Origin of the sequence: Nonomuraea sp. NBC_00507 (genome assembly GCF_036013525.1) — a bacterium.
Lineage (GTDB): Bacteria > Actinomycetota > Actinomycetes > Streptosporangiales > Streptosporangiaceae > Nonomuraea.
The window spans coordinates 9114866-9131584 of sequence record NZ_CP107853.1 but is presented as its reverse complement, the minus strand read 5'-3'; the positions used below and the strand labels follow the sequence as shown (position 1 = coordinate 9131584).

At 70.6% G+C, this 16719-nt stretch carries 16 protein-coding genes and 1 riboswitch; of the genes, 12 read left to right on the top strand and 4 right to left on the bottom strand.

Annotation, left to right across the window (positions count from 1 at the left end; all coding sequences use genetic code 11):
- Nucleotides 1–76 precede the first annotated feature (76 nt).
- The gene (locus OHA25_RS43990; protein ID WP_327582839.1) at nt 77–730 is read right to left on the bottom strand and encodes a hypothetical protein; all 654 of its coding nucleotides are present in this window, start codon (nt 728–730) and stop codon (nt 77–79) included.
- A 120-nt stretch (nt 731–850) separates the two neighbouring features.
- On the opposite strand from OHA25_RS43990, the gene OHA25_RS43985 reads away from it, so the two are divergent.
- A complete protein-coding gene (locus OHA25_RS43985) occupies nt 851–1252 on the top strand; it encodes an archease (RefSeq protein WP_327582838.1) in 402 nt (133 codons plus the stop codon).
- Between the two features lie 26 nt (nt 1253–1278).
- On the opposite strand, the gene OHA25_RS43980 is transcribed toward OHA25_RS43985, so the two are convergent.
- On the bottom strand, nt 1279–2703 hold the full coding sequence (locus OHA25_RS43980) for an RtcB family protein (protein WP_327582837.1): 1425 nt from the start codon (nt 2701–2703) through the stop codon (nt 1279–1281).
- Nucleotides 2704–2953: 250 nt separating this feature from the next.
- On the opposite strand from OHA25_RS43980, the gene OHA25_RS43975 reads away from it, so the two are divergent.
- The 3 genes from OHA25_RS43975 (at nt 2954) to OHA25_RS43965 (ending at nt 5001) form a co-directional block, all read left to right on the top strand.
- Complete coding sequence (locus OHA25_RS43975) at nt 2954–3526, top strand: hypothetical protein (protein ID WP_327582836.1); 573 nt, start codon at nt 2954–2956, stop codon at nt 3524–3526.
- Nucleotides 3527–3664: 138 nt separating this feature from the next.
- A complete protein-coding gene (locus OHA25_RS43970; protein WP_442941960.1) occupies nt 3665–3964 on the top strand; it encodes a response regulator transcription factor in 300 nt (99 codons plus the stop codon).
- Nucleotides 3965–4122: 158 nt separating this feature from the next.
- Nucleotides 4123–4258, top strand: a riboswitch (cyclic di-AMP (ydaO/yuaA leader).
- 14 nt (nt 4259–4272) lie between these two features.
- On the top strand, nt 4273–5001 hold the full coding sequence (locus OHA25_RS43965; protein WP_327582835.1) for a glycoside hydrolase family 25 protein: 729 nt from the start codon (nt 4273–4275) through the stop codon (nt 4999–5001).
- Between the two features lie 65 nt (nt 5002–5066).
- On the opposite strand, the gene OHA25_RS43960 is transcribed toward OHA25_RS43965, so the two are convergent.
- Nucleotides 5067–6731, bottom strand: coding sequence for a hypothetical protein (locus OHA25_RS43960; RefSeq protein WP_327582834.1), 1665 nt, complete (start codon nt 6729–6731; stop codon nt 5067–5069).
- Nucleotides 6732–6934: 203 nt separating this feature from the next.
- Here OHA25_RS43960 and OHA25_RS43955 point away from each other — a divergent pair, with 203 nt between their 5' ends.
- From OHA25_RS43955 to OHA25_RS43945, 3 genes are all read left to right on the top strand, one after another.
- The gene (locus OHA25_RS43955; protein WP_327582833.1) at nt 6935–7822 is read left to right on the top strand and encodes a Gfo/Idh/MocA family protein; all 888 of its coding nucleotides are present in this window, start codon (nt 6935–6937) and stop codon (nt 7820–7822) included.
- A gap of 71 nt (nt 7823–7893) precedes the next feature.
- Nucleotides 7894–8901 (top strand): NAD-dependent epimerase/dehydratase family protein, encoded by a 1008-nt coding sequence (locus OHA25_RS43950; protein WP_327582832.1) that lies wholly within the window; start codon nt 7894–7896, stop codon nt 8899–8901.
- Nucleotides 8902–8939: 38 nt separating this feature from the next.
- Nucleotides 8940–9995 (top strand): dihydrodipicolinate synthase family protein, encoded by a 1056-nt coding sequence (locus OHA25_RS43945; protein ID WP_327582831.1) that lies wholly within the window; start codon nt 8940–8942, stop codon nt 9993–9995.
- Nucleotides 9996–10053: 58 nt separating this feature from the next.
- On the opposite strand, the gene OHA25_RS43940 is transcribed toward OHA25_RS43945, so the two are convergent.
- The gene (locus OHA25_RS43940; protein WP_327582830.1) at nt 10054–11259 is read right to left on the bottom strand and encodes a hypothetical protein; all 1206 of its coding nucleotides are present in this window, start codon (nt 11257–11259) and stop codon (nt 10054–10056) included.
- A 48-nt stretch (nt 11260–11307) separates the two neighbouring features.
- Between OHA25_RS43940 and OHA25_RS43935 the strand changes: the two genes are divergently transcribed.
- The 5 genes from OHA25_RS43935 to OHA25_RS43915 all read left to right on the top strand — a co-directional run bounded on the left by OHA25_RS43935 (nt 11308) and on the right by OHA25_RS43915 (nt 16717).
- The gene (locus tag OHA25_RS43935; RefSeq protein ID WP_327582829.1) at nt 11308–12519 is read left to right on the top strand and encodes a DegT/DnrJ/EryC1/StrS family aminotransferase; all 1212 of its coding nucleotides are present in this window, start codon (nt 11308–11310) and stop codon (nt 12517–12519) included.
- A gap of 85 nt (nt 12520–12604) precedes the next feature.
- The gene (locus OHA25_RS43930; RefSeq protein WP_327582828.1) at nt 12605–13852 is read left to right on the top strand and encodes an ABC transporter substrate-binding protein; all 1248 of its coding nucleotides are present in this window, start codon (nt 12605–12607) and stop codon (nt 13850–13852) included.
- A gap of 57 nt (nt 13853–13909) precedes the next feature.
- A complete protein-coding gene (locus tag OHA25_RS43925) occupies nt 13910–14776 on the top strand; it encodes a carbohydrate ABC transporter permease (protein ID WP_327582827.1) in 867 nt (288 codons plus the stop codon).
- Nucleotides 14776–15639, top strand: coding sequence for a carbohydrate ABC transporter permease (locus OHA25_RS43920; protein WP_327582826.1), 864 nt, complete (start codon nt 14776–14778; stop codon nt 15637–15639). Before OHA25_RS43925 ends, OHA25_RS43920 begins: the two co-directional genes overlap by 1 nt.
- Before the next feature lie 70 nt (nt 15640–15709).
- A complete protein-coding gene (locus tag OHA25_RS43915) occupies nt 15710–16717 on the top strand; it encodes a dihydrodipicolinate synthase family protein (protein ID WP_327582825.1) in 1008 nt (335 codons plus the stop codon).
- Nucleotides 16718–16719: the final 2 nt, after the last annotated feature.

Here is a 16719-nt window from a genome sequence, read left to right as displayed (position 1 = left end):
ACCGCCTCGGCCTGGTCCTGACCCACCGTCGGCACGATCATGAGCCGATTGTTGACATCGAGCCGTGCGGCGCGGATCAAGCCGGCGCACGAGCCTCCGATCGAGGGCGATGCGGGTGAGCCAGCCCAGGCCGGCCGTGAAGAGCGGCGGGCACACGATCGGCCCGAAGGTGTAGCCGACCAGCACCATGAGTGGGATCCACCCGCGGTTCACGGCCTGGTGGAGAGCGCTGAGCGGGCGAGGGCGCGGATCTCCTCGTGGCGGTGGTCCAGATCGATCTGGGCCAGCGCGCCGACCAGCCACCCGAACTGCTCGGACTCCTCATACTCCGCCAGCTCGGCCAGGTCTTCGGGGGTGCGGCCCAGCCCCGAGCTTGCGCGCCGCGGACAGCGCCTGCGGATCGGCGATAGCGGCCGGCAACGGTCTGGGCCAGCTCGCCGAGAACCTCCGCGGTGCCCCGCCGCACGCCCTTGCCGAGGAGTTCGGCCCGCTTCTCGTACGGCGAGGCCGCCAGCTTCTGCGCAGTGTCCCACCGGTCGCGCAGACGCTGGGCCGCCTCCACCGCCACGTGGTAGTCGTCGCTGCGGCGCAGCAATATCGACAGATAGAGCAGCTGGAACAGCCGTCCCGGACTGTTGGTCACCGGGAACCCATGCGGCTCGGCGAAACCGCGTCCCACCTCGCGCAACAGCCCCCGGACCAGGCGGCGCTTCTCATCGACGTCCATCATGCCGTGCCGCCTACCCGCGGCCGAGGCGGCAAACGCCCGTGCCGACTACGAGCCGAAACGAGGGGAACCCTTGACGGAGAGAGAATTCCGACAAAAGCGGCATGCTGCTGGAGTGGCGATATGAGCGGAGGCCATCGCGCGATGCCGCACACCGCGGACATCGCGGTGGAGGCGTGGGGGGACAGCTGCGAGGAATGCCTCGCCGAGGCCGTGCGGGGCCTGGTCGAGAGCTTCGCCGACATCCGGGACGCGCCGCCGGGCGACGGCGTGGACCTCACGGTGACGGCACAGACTGACGAGGACCTGCTCGTCGAGGTGCTGCAAGAGGTGATCTACCAGATCGAGGTGCACGGCCGCCTGGTCGTGGACGTGTCGCCCGGCGCGGCCGGGCTGCGGCTGGCCACCGTCCCGGCGGAGTCGGTGGAGCAGGTCGGCGCCATGCCGAAGGCGGTGACCGCGCACCACGTGCGCTTCGGGGAGACAGACGGGACATGGCGGGCACACGTCGTGGTCGACGTCTAGCCCCACGGGACTTGCGCGGCGAGCGGCTAGCCCTTCACGACGCCGACGGGCGCCAGCTTGGCCACTTTGCGCGCCAGGCCCGCCTGTACGCAGACCTCGACCACCGCGTCCAGATCCTTGTACGCCTGCGGCGTCTCCTCGGTCAGCCCGCGCGGCGACGCCCCGCGTACGGCGATCCCGGCACGCTCCAGCTCGGCTCGCAAGGTGGCCGCCCTGGTGGTCTTGACCGCCTGGTGGCGGCTCAGCCGGCGACCGGCCCCATGGCAGGCCGAAGCGAACGCCGGCCCGCCCGGCACGCCGGCCAGCACGTACGACCCCACCCCCATGGACCCAGGCACCAGCACCGGCTGCCCCAACGGCCGCAGATCGGGCGGCAGGTCCGCGTGGCCGGGTGGCAGCGCCAGCGTCGCGCCCTTGCGGTGCACGCACAGCTGCCGCGTCCCGCCGTCCACCTGGTGGGTCTCCAGCTTGGCGAGGTTGTGCGACACGTCGTACAGCAGGCTCAGGTCGCCGTGGCCCGTGACGCGGTCGAAGGCCCGGCGGGCGGCCTGGCCGAGCAGTTGCCGGTTGGCCCTGCCGTAGTTGGCGGCCGCCGCCATCGCCGCGAGGTAGGCCCGTCCCTCGTGCGACTCGACCGGCGCACAGGCCAGCTGCCGGTCAGGCACGCGGATGCCGTACCTGGTCATCGCCGCCTGCATGGTCTTCACGGCGTCGGTGCAGATCTGGTGGCCCAGCCCGCGCGACCCCGTGTGGATCATCACGCACACCCGGCCCCGCCACAGCCCGTACGCCTCGGCGACCTCCTCGTCGTACACGTCGGCGACGGCCTCGACCTCCAGGAAATGGTTGCCCGAGCCGAGGCTGCCGACCTGCTGCAGCCCGCGCTCCCGCGCCCGGGAGCCGACTCCGGCCGGGTCGGCGTCGGCCACCGCGCCCCGGTCCTCGCAGCGCTCCAGGTCGCCGGGCTCGCCGTGGCCGCGCTCGACGGCGTACCGGGCGCCGCCGGCCAGGATGTTCTCCAGCTCGGCCTGGCTGTGCAGCCGCCACACCGCGCCCTTGCTCATGCCGCGCGGAACCGACACGTCGAGGGCGTCCATCAGCTTGTCCAGGCGTGGCCGCAGGTCGTCCACGTGCAGGTCGGCGAGCAGCAGCCGGACGCCGCAGGAGATGTCGAACCCCACCCCGCCCGGCGAGACCACCCCGCCCGCGGCCACGTCGGTGGCCGCCACGCCGCCGATCGGGAACCCGTACCCCCAGTGCATGTCGGGCATCGCGTAGGCGGCCTCCACGATCCCGGGCAGGGTCGCCACCGCCGCGACCTGGGCCAGCGCCTGATCCTCCGACGGGTCAGGCAGCAGCTCCCGGGTCGCGAAGACCACGCCGGGCACCCGCATGCCGCCCTCGGGCTCGATCCGCCACCGGTACGGCCGCTCCTCGACCAGTTGCATCATCACGGTCACCTTGCCGTCTCGCCCTCCCGCCCCGCCTACCCACACACCAGCCGGGGAACGCCGCCGATGCCAGGTGAGCCTGTTTTCCGCCTGACCGACGTCGGGCTGACGCCCCGCATCCGGCGTGGCACGCGGGTGCTCGGGCTGACGGCGGCCGTCGCGACCCACCGCGCGGCAGGCGTGACGATCGAGCCATCGGAGCTCCGGACCTGCACACGGCCGAGTGGGCCGAAGCCTAAGCTTCGAGGGTATGCATCCGGAAAGCATGTTCGGCTGGCCGACCAGGACCGACAACGACCCCGCCCGCGTCGCCCTCCTGCTGCCCGGCCGTGCCTACGTCCCGGCCCGGCCCCTGCTGCACTATGCCAAGACGGTCTTGACCGCACACGGCTGGACCACCCAGGAAGTCTGGTGGCAGCCGCCGGACCTCCCGCCCGACGACTATCCCACGTGGGTGATCGACCAGGTCACCCGGTACGTCGAACAGGAGGTCGACGCCCGGCGCGTGCTCCTGGTGGGTAAGTCCCTGGCCAGCTTCGCCGCCTCGGTCGCGGCCGACCGCGACCTGCCGGCGATCTGGCTCACGCCGCTCCTGCATCACCCTCAGGTGACCGGCGCATTGCGCCGCGCAAAGGCGCGCACCCTGCTCGTCGGCGGCACCGCGGACACTGCTTGGAAGTCTGAGGTGGCCCGTTCCCTCCCAGTCGAGCACCTGGAAGTCCCGGGCGCCGACCACGGCCTGGAGACGCGAAACCCGGTCGGCTCGGCGGAGGTGCTCGCACGTGTGACGGCGGCCATGGAGTCCTTCGTCAGGAACCTGTGACAGCTCATGAAACGACCCCAGCCGGCTGCGCCGTAGCGCACGACAGCGTTGGGATCAGGCCCTGCCAGGTGGCCGTACTGGTCGGTTGCGCGACCTTGCCCGGCCTGGAGCCGAAGAGCGCCGCGCGCACCCGGGGCGTTGACGCGACGCGCCCCCGAAGACCTCGCCGACGCGGTGCGCAAGGTCTGTCGGGGCATCCGGGTCGTCGACCCGGTCCTTGCCACCGAGTCGTTGATCCACGGGATCAACCCGCTGGCGGCGCGCGAGCGGGAAGTGCTGGTCGCGGTCGGCGCCGGACATGCCATCGCCGAGGTCGCCAAGCTGCTGCGGCTCTCCGAGGGCACCGTGCGCAACCACCTTTCGGCGGCGATCGGCAAGACCGGCACCCGCAGCAGGAGCGAGGCCGCGGCGGTGGCGAGGGAACGCGGCTGGCTGTAGGCAGGTGGAGGACGTTGGAGAGCGTCGTTTCCAGCCCTTGACTGGGAATCTATCCGTTTGTAGCCTTAATGTCAGATATGTACCCAGATAGGGTATTTGGGGTATACGTCCGACTTGTCGGTTCGTTACCCGACCATCGCCAGACGCATCACAGGACGGACCTGTGACCGCTGAATCCGCCTTGCGCGGAACCGGGGACCCACATCCCTTGGGGTGAATCGGCATGCCATGCCGTAGGGCAGCTTCCACGCCCGAACCCGTCAGCTAACCCGGTAAGCGGTATGGAAGCAAGGAGAACCCCCTTCACGATGGCCATGCATCGTACGATCCATGCCCCCAAGATCAACACCCCCGCCGCCGGCACCTCCCGCGCTCTGCGCAAGATCACGGCCACCGTGTCACTGGCTCTGGTAACCGCCCTGGCGGGTGCTGGTCTCGCGGGTCCCGCACAGGCGGACGGCTTCATCGAGGGGCGCGACATGTCCCACTACGAATCCACCTACGACTGGGCCGGCAGCGGCGTCCAGTTCGGCATCGTCAAGGCGACCGAAGGCACCGACTTCATCGACAGTTCGTTCGCGCGTCACTGGGCGGAGGTCGGCAAACTTCCCATGGTCCGCGGTGCGTACCACTTCGGGCACCCGGCCAACGACCCCGTCGCCGAGGCCGACTTCTTCCTCTCCGTGCTGGACACGCAGCCCGCCAAGGCCGGAGACCTGCTCGTCCTCGACCTGGAGACCACGGACGGTCAGTCAGCGGAGCACGTGAACACTTGGGCCAAGACGTGGCTGGAACGGGTGAAGTCCAAGACCGGAGTCACGCCGCTGTTCTACGCCAACTACAACTTCGCCGAGCAGTACGGCCAGGGGCTGGGCGAGTACCCGCTGTGGGTGGCGCACTACAGCAAGGCCAAGGGCACGGTCGCCACGCCGACGCACTGGAAGACGTGGGCCATCCACCAGTACACCGACGACCCGTGGGACCAGAACGTCTCCTCCCTGCGCCAGGACCAGCTCCGCGCCCTCGGCCGGAAGTAGCCGGAGTCCTGCTCGCCGGTCGCGGACCCCGGTACCGGGGCCGCGACCGTGGCCGGATCAGCCCCTCATGATGGGCACGGAGCAGTCGTGGTGGAGAAGCGAAAGGCCGTGCGTGCAGGGGCGCCCACCAGGTTGTCCCAGAATCGGCGCGGGGTCAGCGGGGCCCTTGTGGCGTCGAGCAGATCCCGGAACCGGCCGGTGGCCAGCTCACTCCTGATCCGCTGCACCTCGGCCTGGAGCCGCTCGTCCGGCAGCCGAGTGCCGGGGGCCATGTAGTCGGCGAGGACGTACGCGGCGGGAAGCGGCTTCTCATGCCCGACCCGCTGCCCGCACGCCAGCGCCATGTGACTGCCGAGGGCGTTGGCCAAGCCGAGCTGGTCCACGACGAGGACGTCCAGCGGGAACGACGCCCCCAGCGTGCCGAGGACCTTGCCTGCCACGGCCAGGCGTGCGGGCTGGTCGGGCCGGAGCGGCACCGGCACCGTGTCCGGCACATGCAGACCGGTGGCGTGCGCGGCGCTCAGCGGGTTCGGACTGGCCCGAACATAGGGCGTGGCGGTGACCGGATGCGGGTCCTTGGTCTGGACTACGTAAAAGCCGCGCTCGTCCGCGATTCCCTCCGGCCCGACGGCTTGTTCGTACGGCACGTCGAATGCCACGGCGCAGACCACGGCCCACAGCGTCACGACCGTGCACGTGAGCGCGGTTACGGCACGCAGGGGGAGGACCATGGCGGGGAGCAGGACAAGCAGCAGCACCGGCAGCATCATCCGGCCGTGCATGAAGTCGCCGCCGACGCGCAGGACATAGAGCAGCATCAAGATCCCCGCCAGGAGCGGGGCCATCGACACGATGAGATCGCGGCGCGTGCGGAAGGCCCACAAGGACAGCGGGATGACCGCCAGCAGGGGGCCGACCAGCTGATAGGTCAGCACGGTGTCTCCGGCGTAGAGGAGACCACGTGCCCACCGGGCCTCGCCGGCCTCTTTGGCGAGGGCGGTGTTGGGCACGAGCAGCCCGTAGTAGCCCATCCGGAAGATTTGATAGGCGGCCGGCAGGGCCAGGGACATCGCGAACCAGCGGGCGGCGGGCCACCATCCCGGCCACCGCAGGACGAGCAACGCGCCGAAGAAGATCGGGTAGACGAGGGCCAGCTCCGGCCGGACCAGAGGCGCCAGACCGAGGACGAACACCAGTGGCAGCACCGGTCCGCCGGAAGCCGCCCGGACCAGCAGCCACCACGACACACTGATCCACAGAAAAGCCAACCCGGTCTCCAGACCGGAGGTCGCGTACTCCCAGAACGGCGGCAACGCGAGCACGACCAGCACTCCAGCCGGCAGGAACCAGCGCGAGCCACCGTGCAGCAGCATGGCGCCGACGACGGCGAACGTCACGGCGCCGACCGCGCACACCAGGCCGAGCAGCACGGAGACGTAGGCCACGTCCCCCTGGGTCAGCCAGGAGATCAACGCGATCAGATAGGTCCAGGCGGTGCTGGTGTTGGCCTCGACACGCTCACCGATGTTGAAGACCGGCCCATGACCCGACAGCAGCTGCTGGACGGTCCGCACAGCGATCAGGCCATCGTCGCTGATCCAGCGGTTCTGCCACCCGGCGAAGGCCATCACGGCCGCGGCCGCCACCGTGATCACGCCGTTCCATAGCCGTGCCCGTCGCGGTGATCGCGTGGCTGCGGGAGCGCGATCGGCGTAGATGAGCGGGGGCACGGCATCCTCCATACATCGCATCCACCACGGGGCTTCCACCCCTGGGTGTGGAGACCGCTCGTTGAACAACGACTGCCACCGTAGTTGACCGCTCTTTGTGCGGTGCCGTGTCCTCCCGTTCATCGCAGGCCCCGGTGTCGGCGACCCGAGCTGCCATGATGTCTGAGTTTCTCGAAGCCGTCGCCGGAAACGGAGAACAGACCGTGCGCATCGCTCTCGCCGGGCTCGCCACCAGCCATCCCTACACCGACGCCCGCACCCTGGCCCGCCATGCCGAGCTCGTCGTGTGGGAGCAGGATCCGGAGCGGCTGCGGCGGTTCACCGATGAGCATCCGCGGGCGAAGGTGGCGGGGAGCCTGGCCGAGATGCTGGCCGGCCCGCTCGACGGGGTGGTGCTGACCGTGCCCAACCCTCAGGTGCCGCAGGCGCTGGCCAAGGTGCTGGAGACGGGCGTGGCCTGCTTCGTGAACAAGCCTGCCGCGGCCAGCCGGGCCCAGCTGGAGCAGCTCGATCGGCTGCCGGTCCACGACCGCGTGCTGTCCAGCTCTGTGCTGCGGTTCGCGCCGGCCTTCGCGGGAACACGGGTCGATCGGGGCGAGGTGCTGGCCGTGCGGGCGACCGTACGGCATGACGTGGGGATCTGGGCGACCGGCTACAACGCCTGGCAGGACACGCCCGGCGAGGGCGGCGGGACGATGGTCACCATGGGGATCCACGGGGTGGAGCTGCTGGTGGCGCTGCTCGGTCCCGACGTGCGGCTGGCAGGCGCCGCGGGGGCGAGGCGGCACTACGCGACGCTTCGGTCGGAGGACACCGGAGTGATGGCGCTGCGCTGGGATGACGGCATCACCGGCACAGTGGAGATCCTCGGCGTCTCGGAGTCCGAGTCCTACAGCGTCACGCTGCACAAGCGCGACACCACCGAGACGATCGTGATCGAGGGCGGGGACGATCCGGTTCAGGGGCTCGGGTACGAAGGGACGATCGAGGCCTTCCTCGCGATGGCAGGCGGCGCGCCCAGCCCGGTGCCGTGGCGGCACACGAGGGCCGTGCTCCAGGTGCTGGTCTCCGCACGCGAGATGACCGCCTGACCAACCCCCGGCCCGTTGACAGGCGGACTCTGTCCCAGTTACGGTCTGGACCGTAAATGAGAGGAGACCGTGTGCGGACGACAGCGGAACTCGAGGAGCGGCTGGCACGGCCGACGGCCGGGCTCGTCGACGATCTGGGCAAGCTCGAAGGCGACATCATGATCCTCGGCGCGGGCGGCAAGCTCGGCCCCAGCCTGGTACGCCTGGCCTTGAACGCGGTCCAGGGCGAGCGGCGGATCATCGCGGTGTCCCGCTTCTCCGAGCCGGGCCTCGCCCAGGCGCTCCAGGACGAGGGCGCCACCGTGGTCGCCGCGGACGTCGCCGACGAGCGGGCGCTGCGCGAGCTGCCGGACGCGCCCAACGTGGTGTTCCTGGTCGGCGCCAAGTTCGGCACGCAGGGCCGCGAGCACGCCACCTGGTTCACCAACGCCTACCTGCCGGGCCGCGTCGCCGACCGGTTCGCCGGCAGCAGGATCGCCGCGCTGTCCACCGGGAACGTCTACCCCCTCGTCCCCGTCACCGGCGGCGGCAGCACCGAGGACTCGCCCACCGGGCCCGTGGGCGACTACGCGATGAGCTGCCTGGGCAGGGAGCGCGTGCTGACGCACTTCGCCGAGACGAACCGCACGCCCATGTCGCTGATCCGCCTCAACTACGCGGTCGAGCTTCGCTACGGCGTGCTCGTCGACCTCGCCCAGAAGGTGCTCGCGGGCACGCCCATCGACCTCGCGACGGGCCAGGTGAACGTGGTCTGGCAGGGCTACGCCAACGAGGTCGCGCTCCGGTCGCTGCTGCTCGCCGACGTGCCGCCGTACGTGCTCAACGTCACGGGCCCCGAGCTGATCTCGGTCCGGCAGGCGGCGCGGGCGCTCGGCGCGGCGCTCGGCAAGGAGCCGGTGTTCACCGGCGAGGAGGCGCCGACGGCGCTGCTGTCGAACGCCTCCCGATGCCATCGCCTGTTCGGCTACCCCGAGCTGACCCCCGCCGAGCTGATCGAGCACACGGCGCGCTGGGTCGCCGGCGGCGGTCCGCTGCTGGGCAAGCCCACCAAGTTCGAACGCCGCGACGGACGCTTCTGATCCGCGTGCTCACTTCTCACGACCAAGGGGGATCTCACGTGCTCGGCACGGCTCCGCAGGCGCAGACGTCTGTGCGCGACCTGTTCAGGCGCGGTCTGGTGATTCCGGCGCATCCTCTGGCCCTGACCGAGGACAGGAAGCTGGACGAGGGGCGCCAGCGCGCGCTGACGCGCTACTACGTCGAGGCCGGTGCGGGCGGGCTGGCGGTGGGCGTGCACACCACGCAGTTCGCCATCCACGGCACCGGCCTGCTGGCGCCCGTGCTCGAACTGGCCGCCGGCACGGCCAGGGAGTCCGGGCGCGAGGTGGTGCTGGTGGCCGGCGCGACCGGGCCCACGGCGCAGGCGGTGGCGGAGGCGGAGCTGGCCAGGTCGCTCGGCTATCACATGGTGCTGCTCAGCCCGTACCGGGAGCTCGACGAGGACGGGCTGATCGAGCGGGCGCGGGCCGTGGGCGACGTGCTGCCGGTGATCGGCTTCTACCTGCAACCCGCGGTGGGCGGACGCCCTCTGTCGCGCGATTTCTGGACGAGGCTGGCAGCGATCGAGTCCGTGGTGGGCGTCAAGGTCGCGCCCTTCGACCGCTACCGCACCCTCGACGTGCTGCACGGCGTCGTGCGGGCGGGCCGGGCCGGGGAGGTGGCGCTCTACACGGGCAACGACGACCACATCCTGGCCGATCTCATCACCTCACACCGGGTGGTCGTGGACGGGCGCGAGGTGCAGGTGGAGTTCGTCGGCGGCCTGCTCGGCCAGTGGGCCGTCTGGGTGCGGCGCGCGGTGGAACTGCTGGAGGAAGCCACGCTGGCCCGGTCGGGAGACGACGCGGCGGTACGCCGGCTGCTCGGCCTCGACGGCCACCTCACCGACGCCAACGCGGCCATCTTCGACTCCGCGAACGGCTTCCGCGGCTGCATCCCGGGCATCCATGAGGTGCTGCGCCGCCAGGGGCTGCTGGCGGGCCGCTGGTGCCTGGACCCCGCGGAGGAACTGTCGCCGGGGCAGCTGGCGGAGATCGACCGCATCTGGGCCGCCTACCCATGGCTGCGTGACGACGACTTCGTGGCCCAAGGGCTGGACCGGTGGCTCGCCTGACGGGCCGAGCCGCCCTCGAGGCCGTGAGGCCTCGAGGGGGATCACGCGAGGGACCGAGCTAGAGGGTGAGGCGGTAGAGGGTGAGGGGACGGCCGCTGGAGCCGCTGGTCAGGTTGCCGGTGCGTTCGGCCAGCCCGGCCAGCTCCAGCCGGTGCAGCATCCGCCGGGCGGTGCGCTGCTGGACGGCGAGCCGCTCGGCGATCTCCCGCGTGGTCAGCGCCTCGCCCCCGGCCGCGTCGCGGGCCTCCAGCAGCTTCTCCAGGGTCGGCACCGACAGGCCCACGCGGCGGGCGAGCACCGACAGGTTCTGCTCGCCGGAGGGCAGGTTGATCACCGACTCCAGCACGATGTCGGTGTCGGCCCGCAAGGACAGCACGGCGGCCACGTCCCCGATGCGCCTGGCCCTGGCCAGCGCCCGGCGGGCCAGGCTCTCGGCCTCCGCCGCACTGCGCCCGAGGCCGAAGCCCACCCGCGCCACGGTGCTGTGACCGGCCAGCCGCGCCAGCATGGGCAGCCCGGTGAAGCCGCCGGTGGCGTCGAAGAGCGGGCCGCGGGTGGTCACCAGCAGGTGGGTGCCGCCACGGAAGGCGGCCAGCGTGCCGCCCAGAGCGGCGGCCTCGCGCAGCAGACCTTCGTCGCCGTCCACCTCCACCAGGCCGAGCGCGATCTGCGCGTCCTCCTGGGCCTGGCCTTCGGCGGTCAGCAGGAGCTGGCGCAGCGCCACGCGTACCGAGTGCTCCGACGGCGCCAGGCGCAGCACGTGCATCTCGCCGCGCAGCGCCTCGTGCACCGAGCTCAGGCAGGTGATCACCGGGTGGTCCGGGTCGCGGCGGTGGAAGGAGACGATCTTCTTGGAGGTCGTCTCCGGCCGGTAGCCGAGCGTGCGCAGCCGGTCGGTGGGCAGCCCGGCCTCGACGAACGTGGCGATGACGTCGGCGGGGGCGATGGTGTCGATGGACAGCCGCGTGATGTCGTAGCCCTCGTGCTGCAGCCGCACCAGGGCGCTGAGCAGTGTCGCGCCCGAGTAGTCGACGAACACGCCAGGGCGGGTGAGCGCGTCGGCGCCGCGGGCCAGCATGTAGGGCACGATGCCGGTGAACAGCCAGCCCTCGACCGAGCCGGCGTGGGCCTCCACGATGGCCGGAGCCTGCGACTCATGGTCGTAGTCCAGCCGGAGCGTGCTCACGCCGGGCTGCTCCTCGCAGGTGGCCGCGACGTCGTCGACCAGATCATGCGGGCCGACGACTCCGATGACGATACCCACCCGCGTCTCCCTTCCCCTTCTTTACGGTCTAGACCGAAAGGTTATCCGGTGACCCTGCACTTTCCCAACATGGCCGAACCCGCAGGCCGCACGCTCGGCGACGAGGAGGTGGCGGCGCTGGATCGGGTCATCCGCTCCGGCATGCTCAACTCCGTGTGGGGGACCGAGGCGCGGACGCTCGAACGCGAGGTCGCCGAGCTTTATGGCTCCCGCCATGCGATCGCGTGCGCGTCCGGCACCGCGGCCCTCCACCTGTCGGTCGTGGCGGCGGCGCCGGATCCCGGTGACGAGATCATCACGACGCCGATCACGGACTTCGGGACCGTGGCCCCCATCTTGGCGCAGAACGCCGTTCCTGTCTTCGCCGACGTCGATCCGTCCGACGGCAACCTCGATCCGGACGCCGTGGCCGCGCTCATCGGGCCGCGCACCCGCGCGATCATGGCGGTGCACCTGTTCGGCGCGCCCGCCCGGATCGGCGCGCTGCGCGCCCTGGCGGACGAGCACGGCCTCACGCTCATCGAGGACTGCGCCCAGGCCTGGCTGACCGAGCTGCCCGGCGGCGGCCGGTACGCGGGCACGGCCGGCCACGTGGGAACCTTGAGCCTGCAGCAGTGGAAGCACATCACCTGCGGCGACGGCGGCCTGGCCATCACCGGCGACGACGAGCTCGCCAGGCGCATGCGGCTGTTCGCGGACAAGGGATGGGACCGGGCCGCGGGCCGTTCCCACGAGAGCCTGGGCCTGAACTACCGGATGACCGAGCTGCAGGCCGCGGTGGCCCGGGCCCAGCTCGAGAAACTGCCGGGAGTCGTGGAGTCCAGGCGCCGCACCGCCGTGGAGCTCATCGAGGCGTTGCGCAGGATGGACCCGGGGAGCGGGGCCACGATACGGCCGGCCCGGCCGGACGGATCCCAGGTCGAGATCGGGCTGCCCCGGCCGGACGGGCACGCCTGGTGGTTGTTCCCGCTCGTCCTGCCCGGCGGGGACGCGCCCGAGCTGGCAGCGCACCTGAGCGCGGCCGGGATTCCGGCACGGTCCGGTTATCTGAAGGAGCCCCTCAACCAGGCCCCGCTGTGGGACAGGCCGGTTTACGGCGCCTCCCGCTACCCCCTCGAGGGCTACCGTCCCGCCCCCTGTCCCGAGGCCGAACGGCTGGTCGGCAGCACGCTCCTGATCATCGACTGGAACGAGCACTACACGTCGGAGCACGTCAAGGTCATCGCCGACGCCATCGCGAGCTATCCCGGCAAGGCGTAGTTACGTTCATGTATCAGGCATTGACCGGGCTCCGCTCGATCAATAGGTTTCGGTCAGGACCGGTATTAAGGAAAGGAAGCCGCCGATGAAGAAGGTAGCGGCAGCCGGCTTCGCGGCCGCCCTCAGCGTCGTGATCGCCGGGTGCGGATCCGGTGGCTCGGGTTCGGACAAGAGCACGGTGACGCTCTGGATGTATCCCGTGATCGCGGACCAGGCCGGGAACAAGGCGTTCTGGGACAAGGTCGAGAAGGACTTCGAGGCCAAGAACCCCGCGATCGACGTCACGATCGACCAGCAGCCCTGGGACGGCCGTCAGGAGAAGGTCACCACGGCGCTGGCCTCCAAGAAGGGCTTCGACCTGGTCGTGCTCGGCCCGGACCAGATCCCGCAGTACGCCCAGCAGGGCACACTGGAGCCCGTGGACGACGTGATCGCCGCCGACAAGAGCGCCTACCTGCCCAACGCGCTCACCGCGCTGACGGTGAGCGGCAAGCTCTACGGCGTGCCCATCTACCAGACGATCACCGCCCCCATCTACAACAAGAAGCTCTTCGCCGACGCGGGCGTCACCAAGGTGCCGGAAACGCTGGCCGAGCTGAAGGAGGCCGCACCCAAGCTGGCCGCCAAGAAGGTGGCCATCCTCGACTACCCCGGCAAACCCGAGGTCTCGCTCAACCAGAGCTTCTATCCCATCCTGTGGGCCAACGGCGGCTCGGTGTTCTCGCCCGACGGCAAGAGCGTGACCATCAACAGCCAGCAGGGCATCGACAGCCTGCAGTTCCTGCTCGACCTGAAGGCGGTCGGCGGCCTGCCTGAAAACACCGCCAGCAAGAGCAACGACGTCGAGGGCGGCGCGCTCGCCGCCGGCAAGACCGCGATGTACCACGCGGCCACGGCACTCAACGCCGAGCAGCTCGGCGCCGCCATCGGCGCGGAGAACGTGGGCGTCGGCCTGCCGCTGGAAGGCAGCAAGCGGGTCGCGTTCGGCATCCCGGGCGGCCTGGTCGTGGCCAAGCACTCCGCGAACAAGGACGCGGCCAAGAAGTTCGCCGGCTACATCGCCTCTCCCGAGGTGGCCGCGTCGCTGGCCAAGGAGTCCGGCTTCTTCTCCGCGCGTACCGACGTGACGATCCCCGACCAGTTGGCGACCTCCAAGGAGTTCGCCAAGTCGCTGCAGTACGCCTACCCCGGCGACGCCCACCCCAAGGCCCGCCAGGTCATGGCGATGATCTCGGCCCACATCCAGGCGGCGCTGATCGGCAAGGAGGACGCCAAGACAGCCCTGGACGCCGCCGCCAAGGAGGGCAACGAGCTGCTGGCCACCGGCGGCTGACACGACCCGGGCCTCCCTCAGGGGAGGCCCGTCTTCTTCGGAAAGGTGTGAAACCCGGTGCGCCATCGCCTGCGTGACCCGGTCACGGGACTGCTGTTCGTCCTCCCCATGCTCGTGCTGTTCCTGATCTTCAGGATCTTCCCCACACTCGGCGCGGCGGGCATGAGCCTGACGAACTGGAACATCGGCGGCGAGTGGAGCTTCATCGGCGCCGACAACTACACGCGGCTGGTGAACGACCCGAACTTCTGGTCCAGCCTGCGGGCCACGCTGGTGTACACCGTCATCTACGTGCCGCTGGTCATGGCCGTCTCGCTCTGCACGGCGCTGCTGCTCAACTCGATCGTCTTCATGCGCGGGCTGTTCCGCGGCATGCTCTTCCTGCCGTACGTGACCAGCTTCGTCTTCGCCGGGATCATCTGGCGCTGGATCTACGAGTTCGACGGCCTGATCAACGGCATGCTGGCCAAGCTGGACCTCGGACCCGTCGGCTTCATGGAACGCTCGGAGCTGGTGCTGCCCGCCCTGGCCCTCGTCTCGTGCTGGAAGGGCTTCGGCTACTCGATGCTGATCCTGCTCGCCGGGTTGAAGGCCATTCCGGGCTCGTACCTGGAGGCGGCCAAGGTCGACGGCGCCGGGCCCTGGCAGCGCTTCCGCGGCATCACGCTGCCCCTGCTCAAGCCCGCGCTCTTCTTCGTGCTGGTGATCGAGACGATCGCCTCGTTCCAGGTCTTCGACACGATCTACGTGATGACCGGCGGCGGGCCCGCCAAGGCCAGCTACACCCTGATCTACGGCATTTTCGAACGTGGCTTCAGGTTCTGGGAGTTCGGCTACGCGGCCACCTGGGGGATGGTGCTCTTCGCCATTGTGCTGGTCGTCTCGCTGATCCAGCGGCGCTTCGTCGGCAAGGAGAACACCTGATGACGCTGACGGCCACGCGCCCCGCCGCCACCCGGGTCCGGACGGGCGCCACGCCGCGCCGGCCCGGCCGGAGGTGGGCCCTCTACGCGCTGCTCTCGGCCATGTCGCTGCTGACCCTGGGCCCGTTCATCGCCATGGTGATCGTGGCGCTCTCGCCCAGAGGCGAGCCGACCGTGCCCGCGCAGTGGCCGGACTCGCTCACCCTCGACAACATCACACAGGTCCTGAGCGCCTCCGGGTTCGCCGAGTGGACGCTCAACTCGCTGATCTACTCGGCCGTCTCCGTGGTGATCATCCTGCTCACCGCGTCGATGGCGGGCTACGCGTTCGCGAAGAAACGCTTCCCCGGTCGCGACACCATGTTGTGGACGTTCCTCGCCACGATGATGGTGCCGTTCCAGGCCACGCTCATCCCGCTGTACGTGCTCGTGTCCGACTTCGGCGGCGCGGACACCTTCTGGGGGCTGATCGTCCCGACACTGGCCAACTCCCAGGCGGTCTTCCTGATGCGGCAGTTCATCCTGGGGCTGCCCGACGAGCTGTTCGACGCGGCCAAGGTGGACGGGGCCTCGGAGCTGCGCATCTACTGGACGATCGTGGTGCCGCTGACCAAGCCGATCCTGGCCACGTTGGGGGTGTTCGTCTTCCTGTGGCACTGGAACGACTTCCTGTGGCCCCTGGTGATCTCGCAGAGCGACGCCACCCGGACGCTGACCGTCGGTCTGACGGTGCTCAAGACGGAGGAACTGCAGTGGTCCATGCTGATGTCCTCCGCGGCCATCTCGGCGGTGCCATGCCTGCTGGTGTTCTTCCTGCTGCAGCGCTATCTGGTCAACAGCATCGCGATGACCGGCCTGAAGTGACCGGCTCCCCGCCCCGGAGCCGAACGGCCTACGCTGGTCGCCCGGAACGTCCGGCAAGGGGGAGCTTGTGATGAGTACGACGATCGACCCGCAGGCCGCGCTGCTCCGTGACCGCCTGCGCGGGGCCCTGGTGGCCGCCGCGCTGACGCCGATGACGCAGGCGGGGGAGGTGGACCTCGACCTCGCGGAGGCGTACTTCCAGCGGCTGGTCGCCTCGGGCGCCGACGCCCTGGCCGTCCTCGCCCACACCGGCCGCGGCCCCTTCCTGCCTCCTGACGTCCGCGGCGGCATCATCGACCGCGCCCGCCGCGTGGGCGTCCCGATCATCGTCGGCATCGGCGGTACCCCACCGCCCGCCGCCGACACCGCTGACAGGCGCGATGGCCGGCTGCGGGACGGCGCAGCTCCGGGTGGCGGCCTGCCGGGCCGCGTTCGAGCCGGCGACGGGGCCGGAGCGGCAGCGGTCGAGCCGGGTGCGGAGGCCGACGCGCGGATGGCGGCCGAGCTCGGGGCCGACGGGGTGCTGGTGTTCCCGTCGCCGGGGGATCGGGTGGCGCTGCACGAGGTGGTGTGGGCGGCCGCCGGGCTGCCGATGATCGCGTTCGACCTGTACACGCAGCCGTGCCCGCCCGCCACACTCCGCCGCATCCTGCACCTGCCCGGCGTCGCCGGGCTCAAGACGGCGCTGTTGTCGGACGCGATGGGATGCCAGGAGACGATCGCCCTCACCCGGGAGGCCGGCAGGCTGGCGATCACCGGCGAGGACCGCATGTTCGGCCCGTCGCTCCTGTGGGGCGCGGAGGCGGCGCTGGTGGGCATCGCCGCCGCGTCGGTGGAGACGACGGCGGCCGTGATGCGCGCGTTCGAGGGCGACGACCTGCGCGGTTTCGAGAAGGCGTCCGCACGGCTGGACCGCCTGGCCGCGGTCACGTTCACCGGCCCTATGGAGGGGTACGTCCAGCGCATGTTCTGGCTGGCCGCCGCGGAGGGCCTGATCCCCGAGTCCCACGCTCACGACCCGTACGGACCGGCCATCCCGGACGGGGAGCGCGCCGAGGTCCTGGCGGCCGCCTCCTAGGC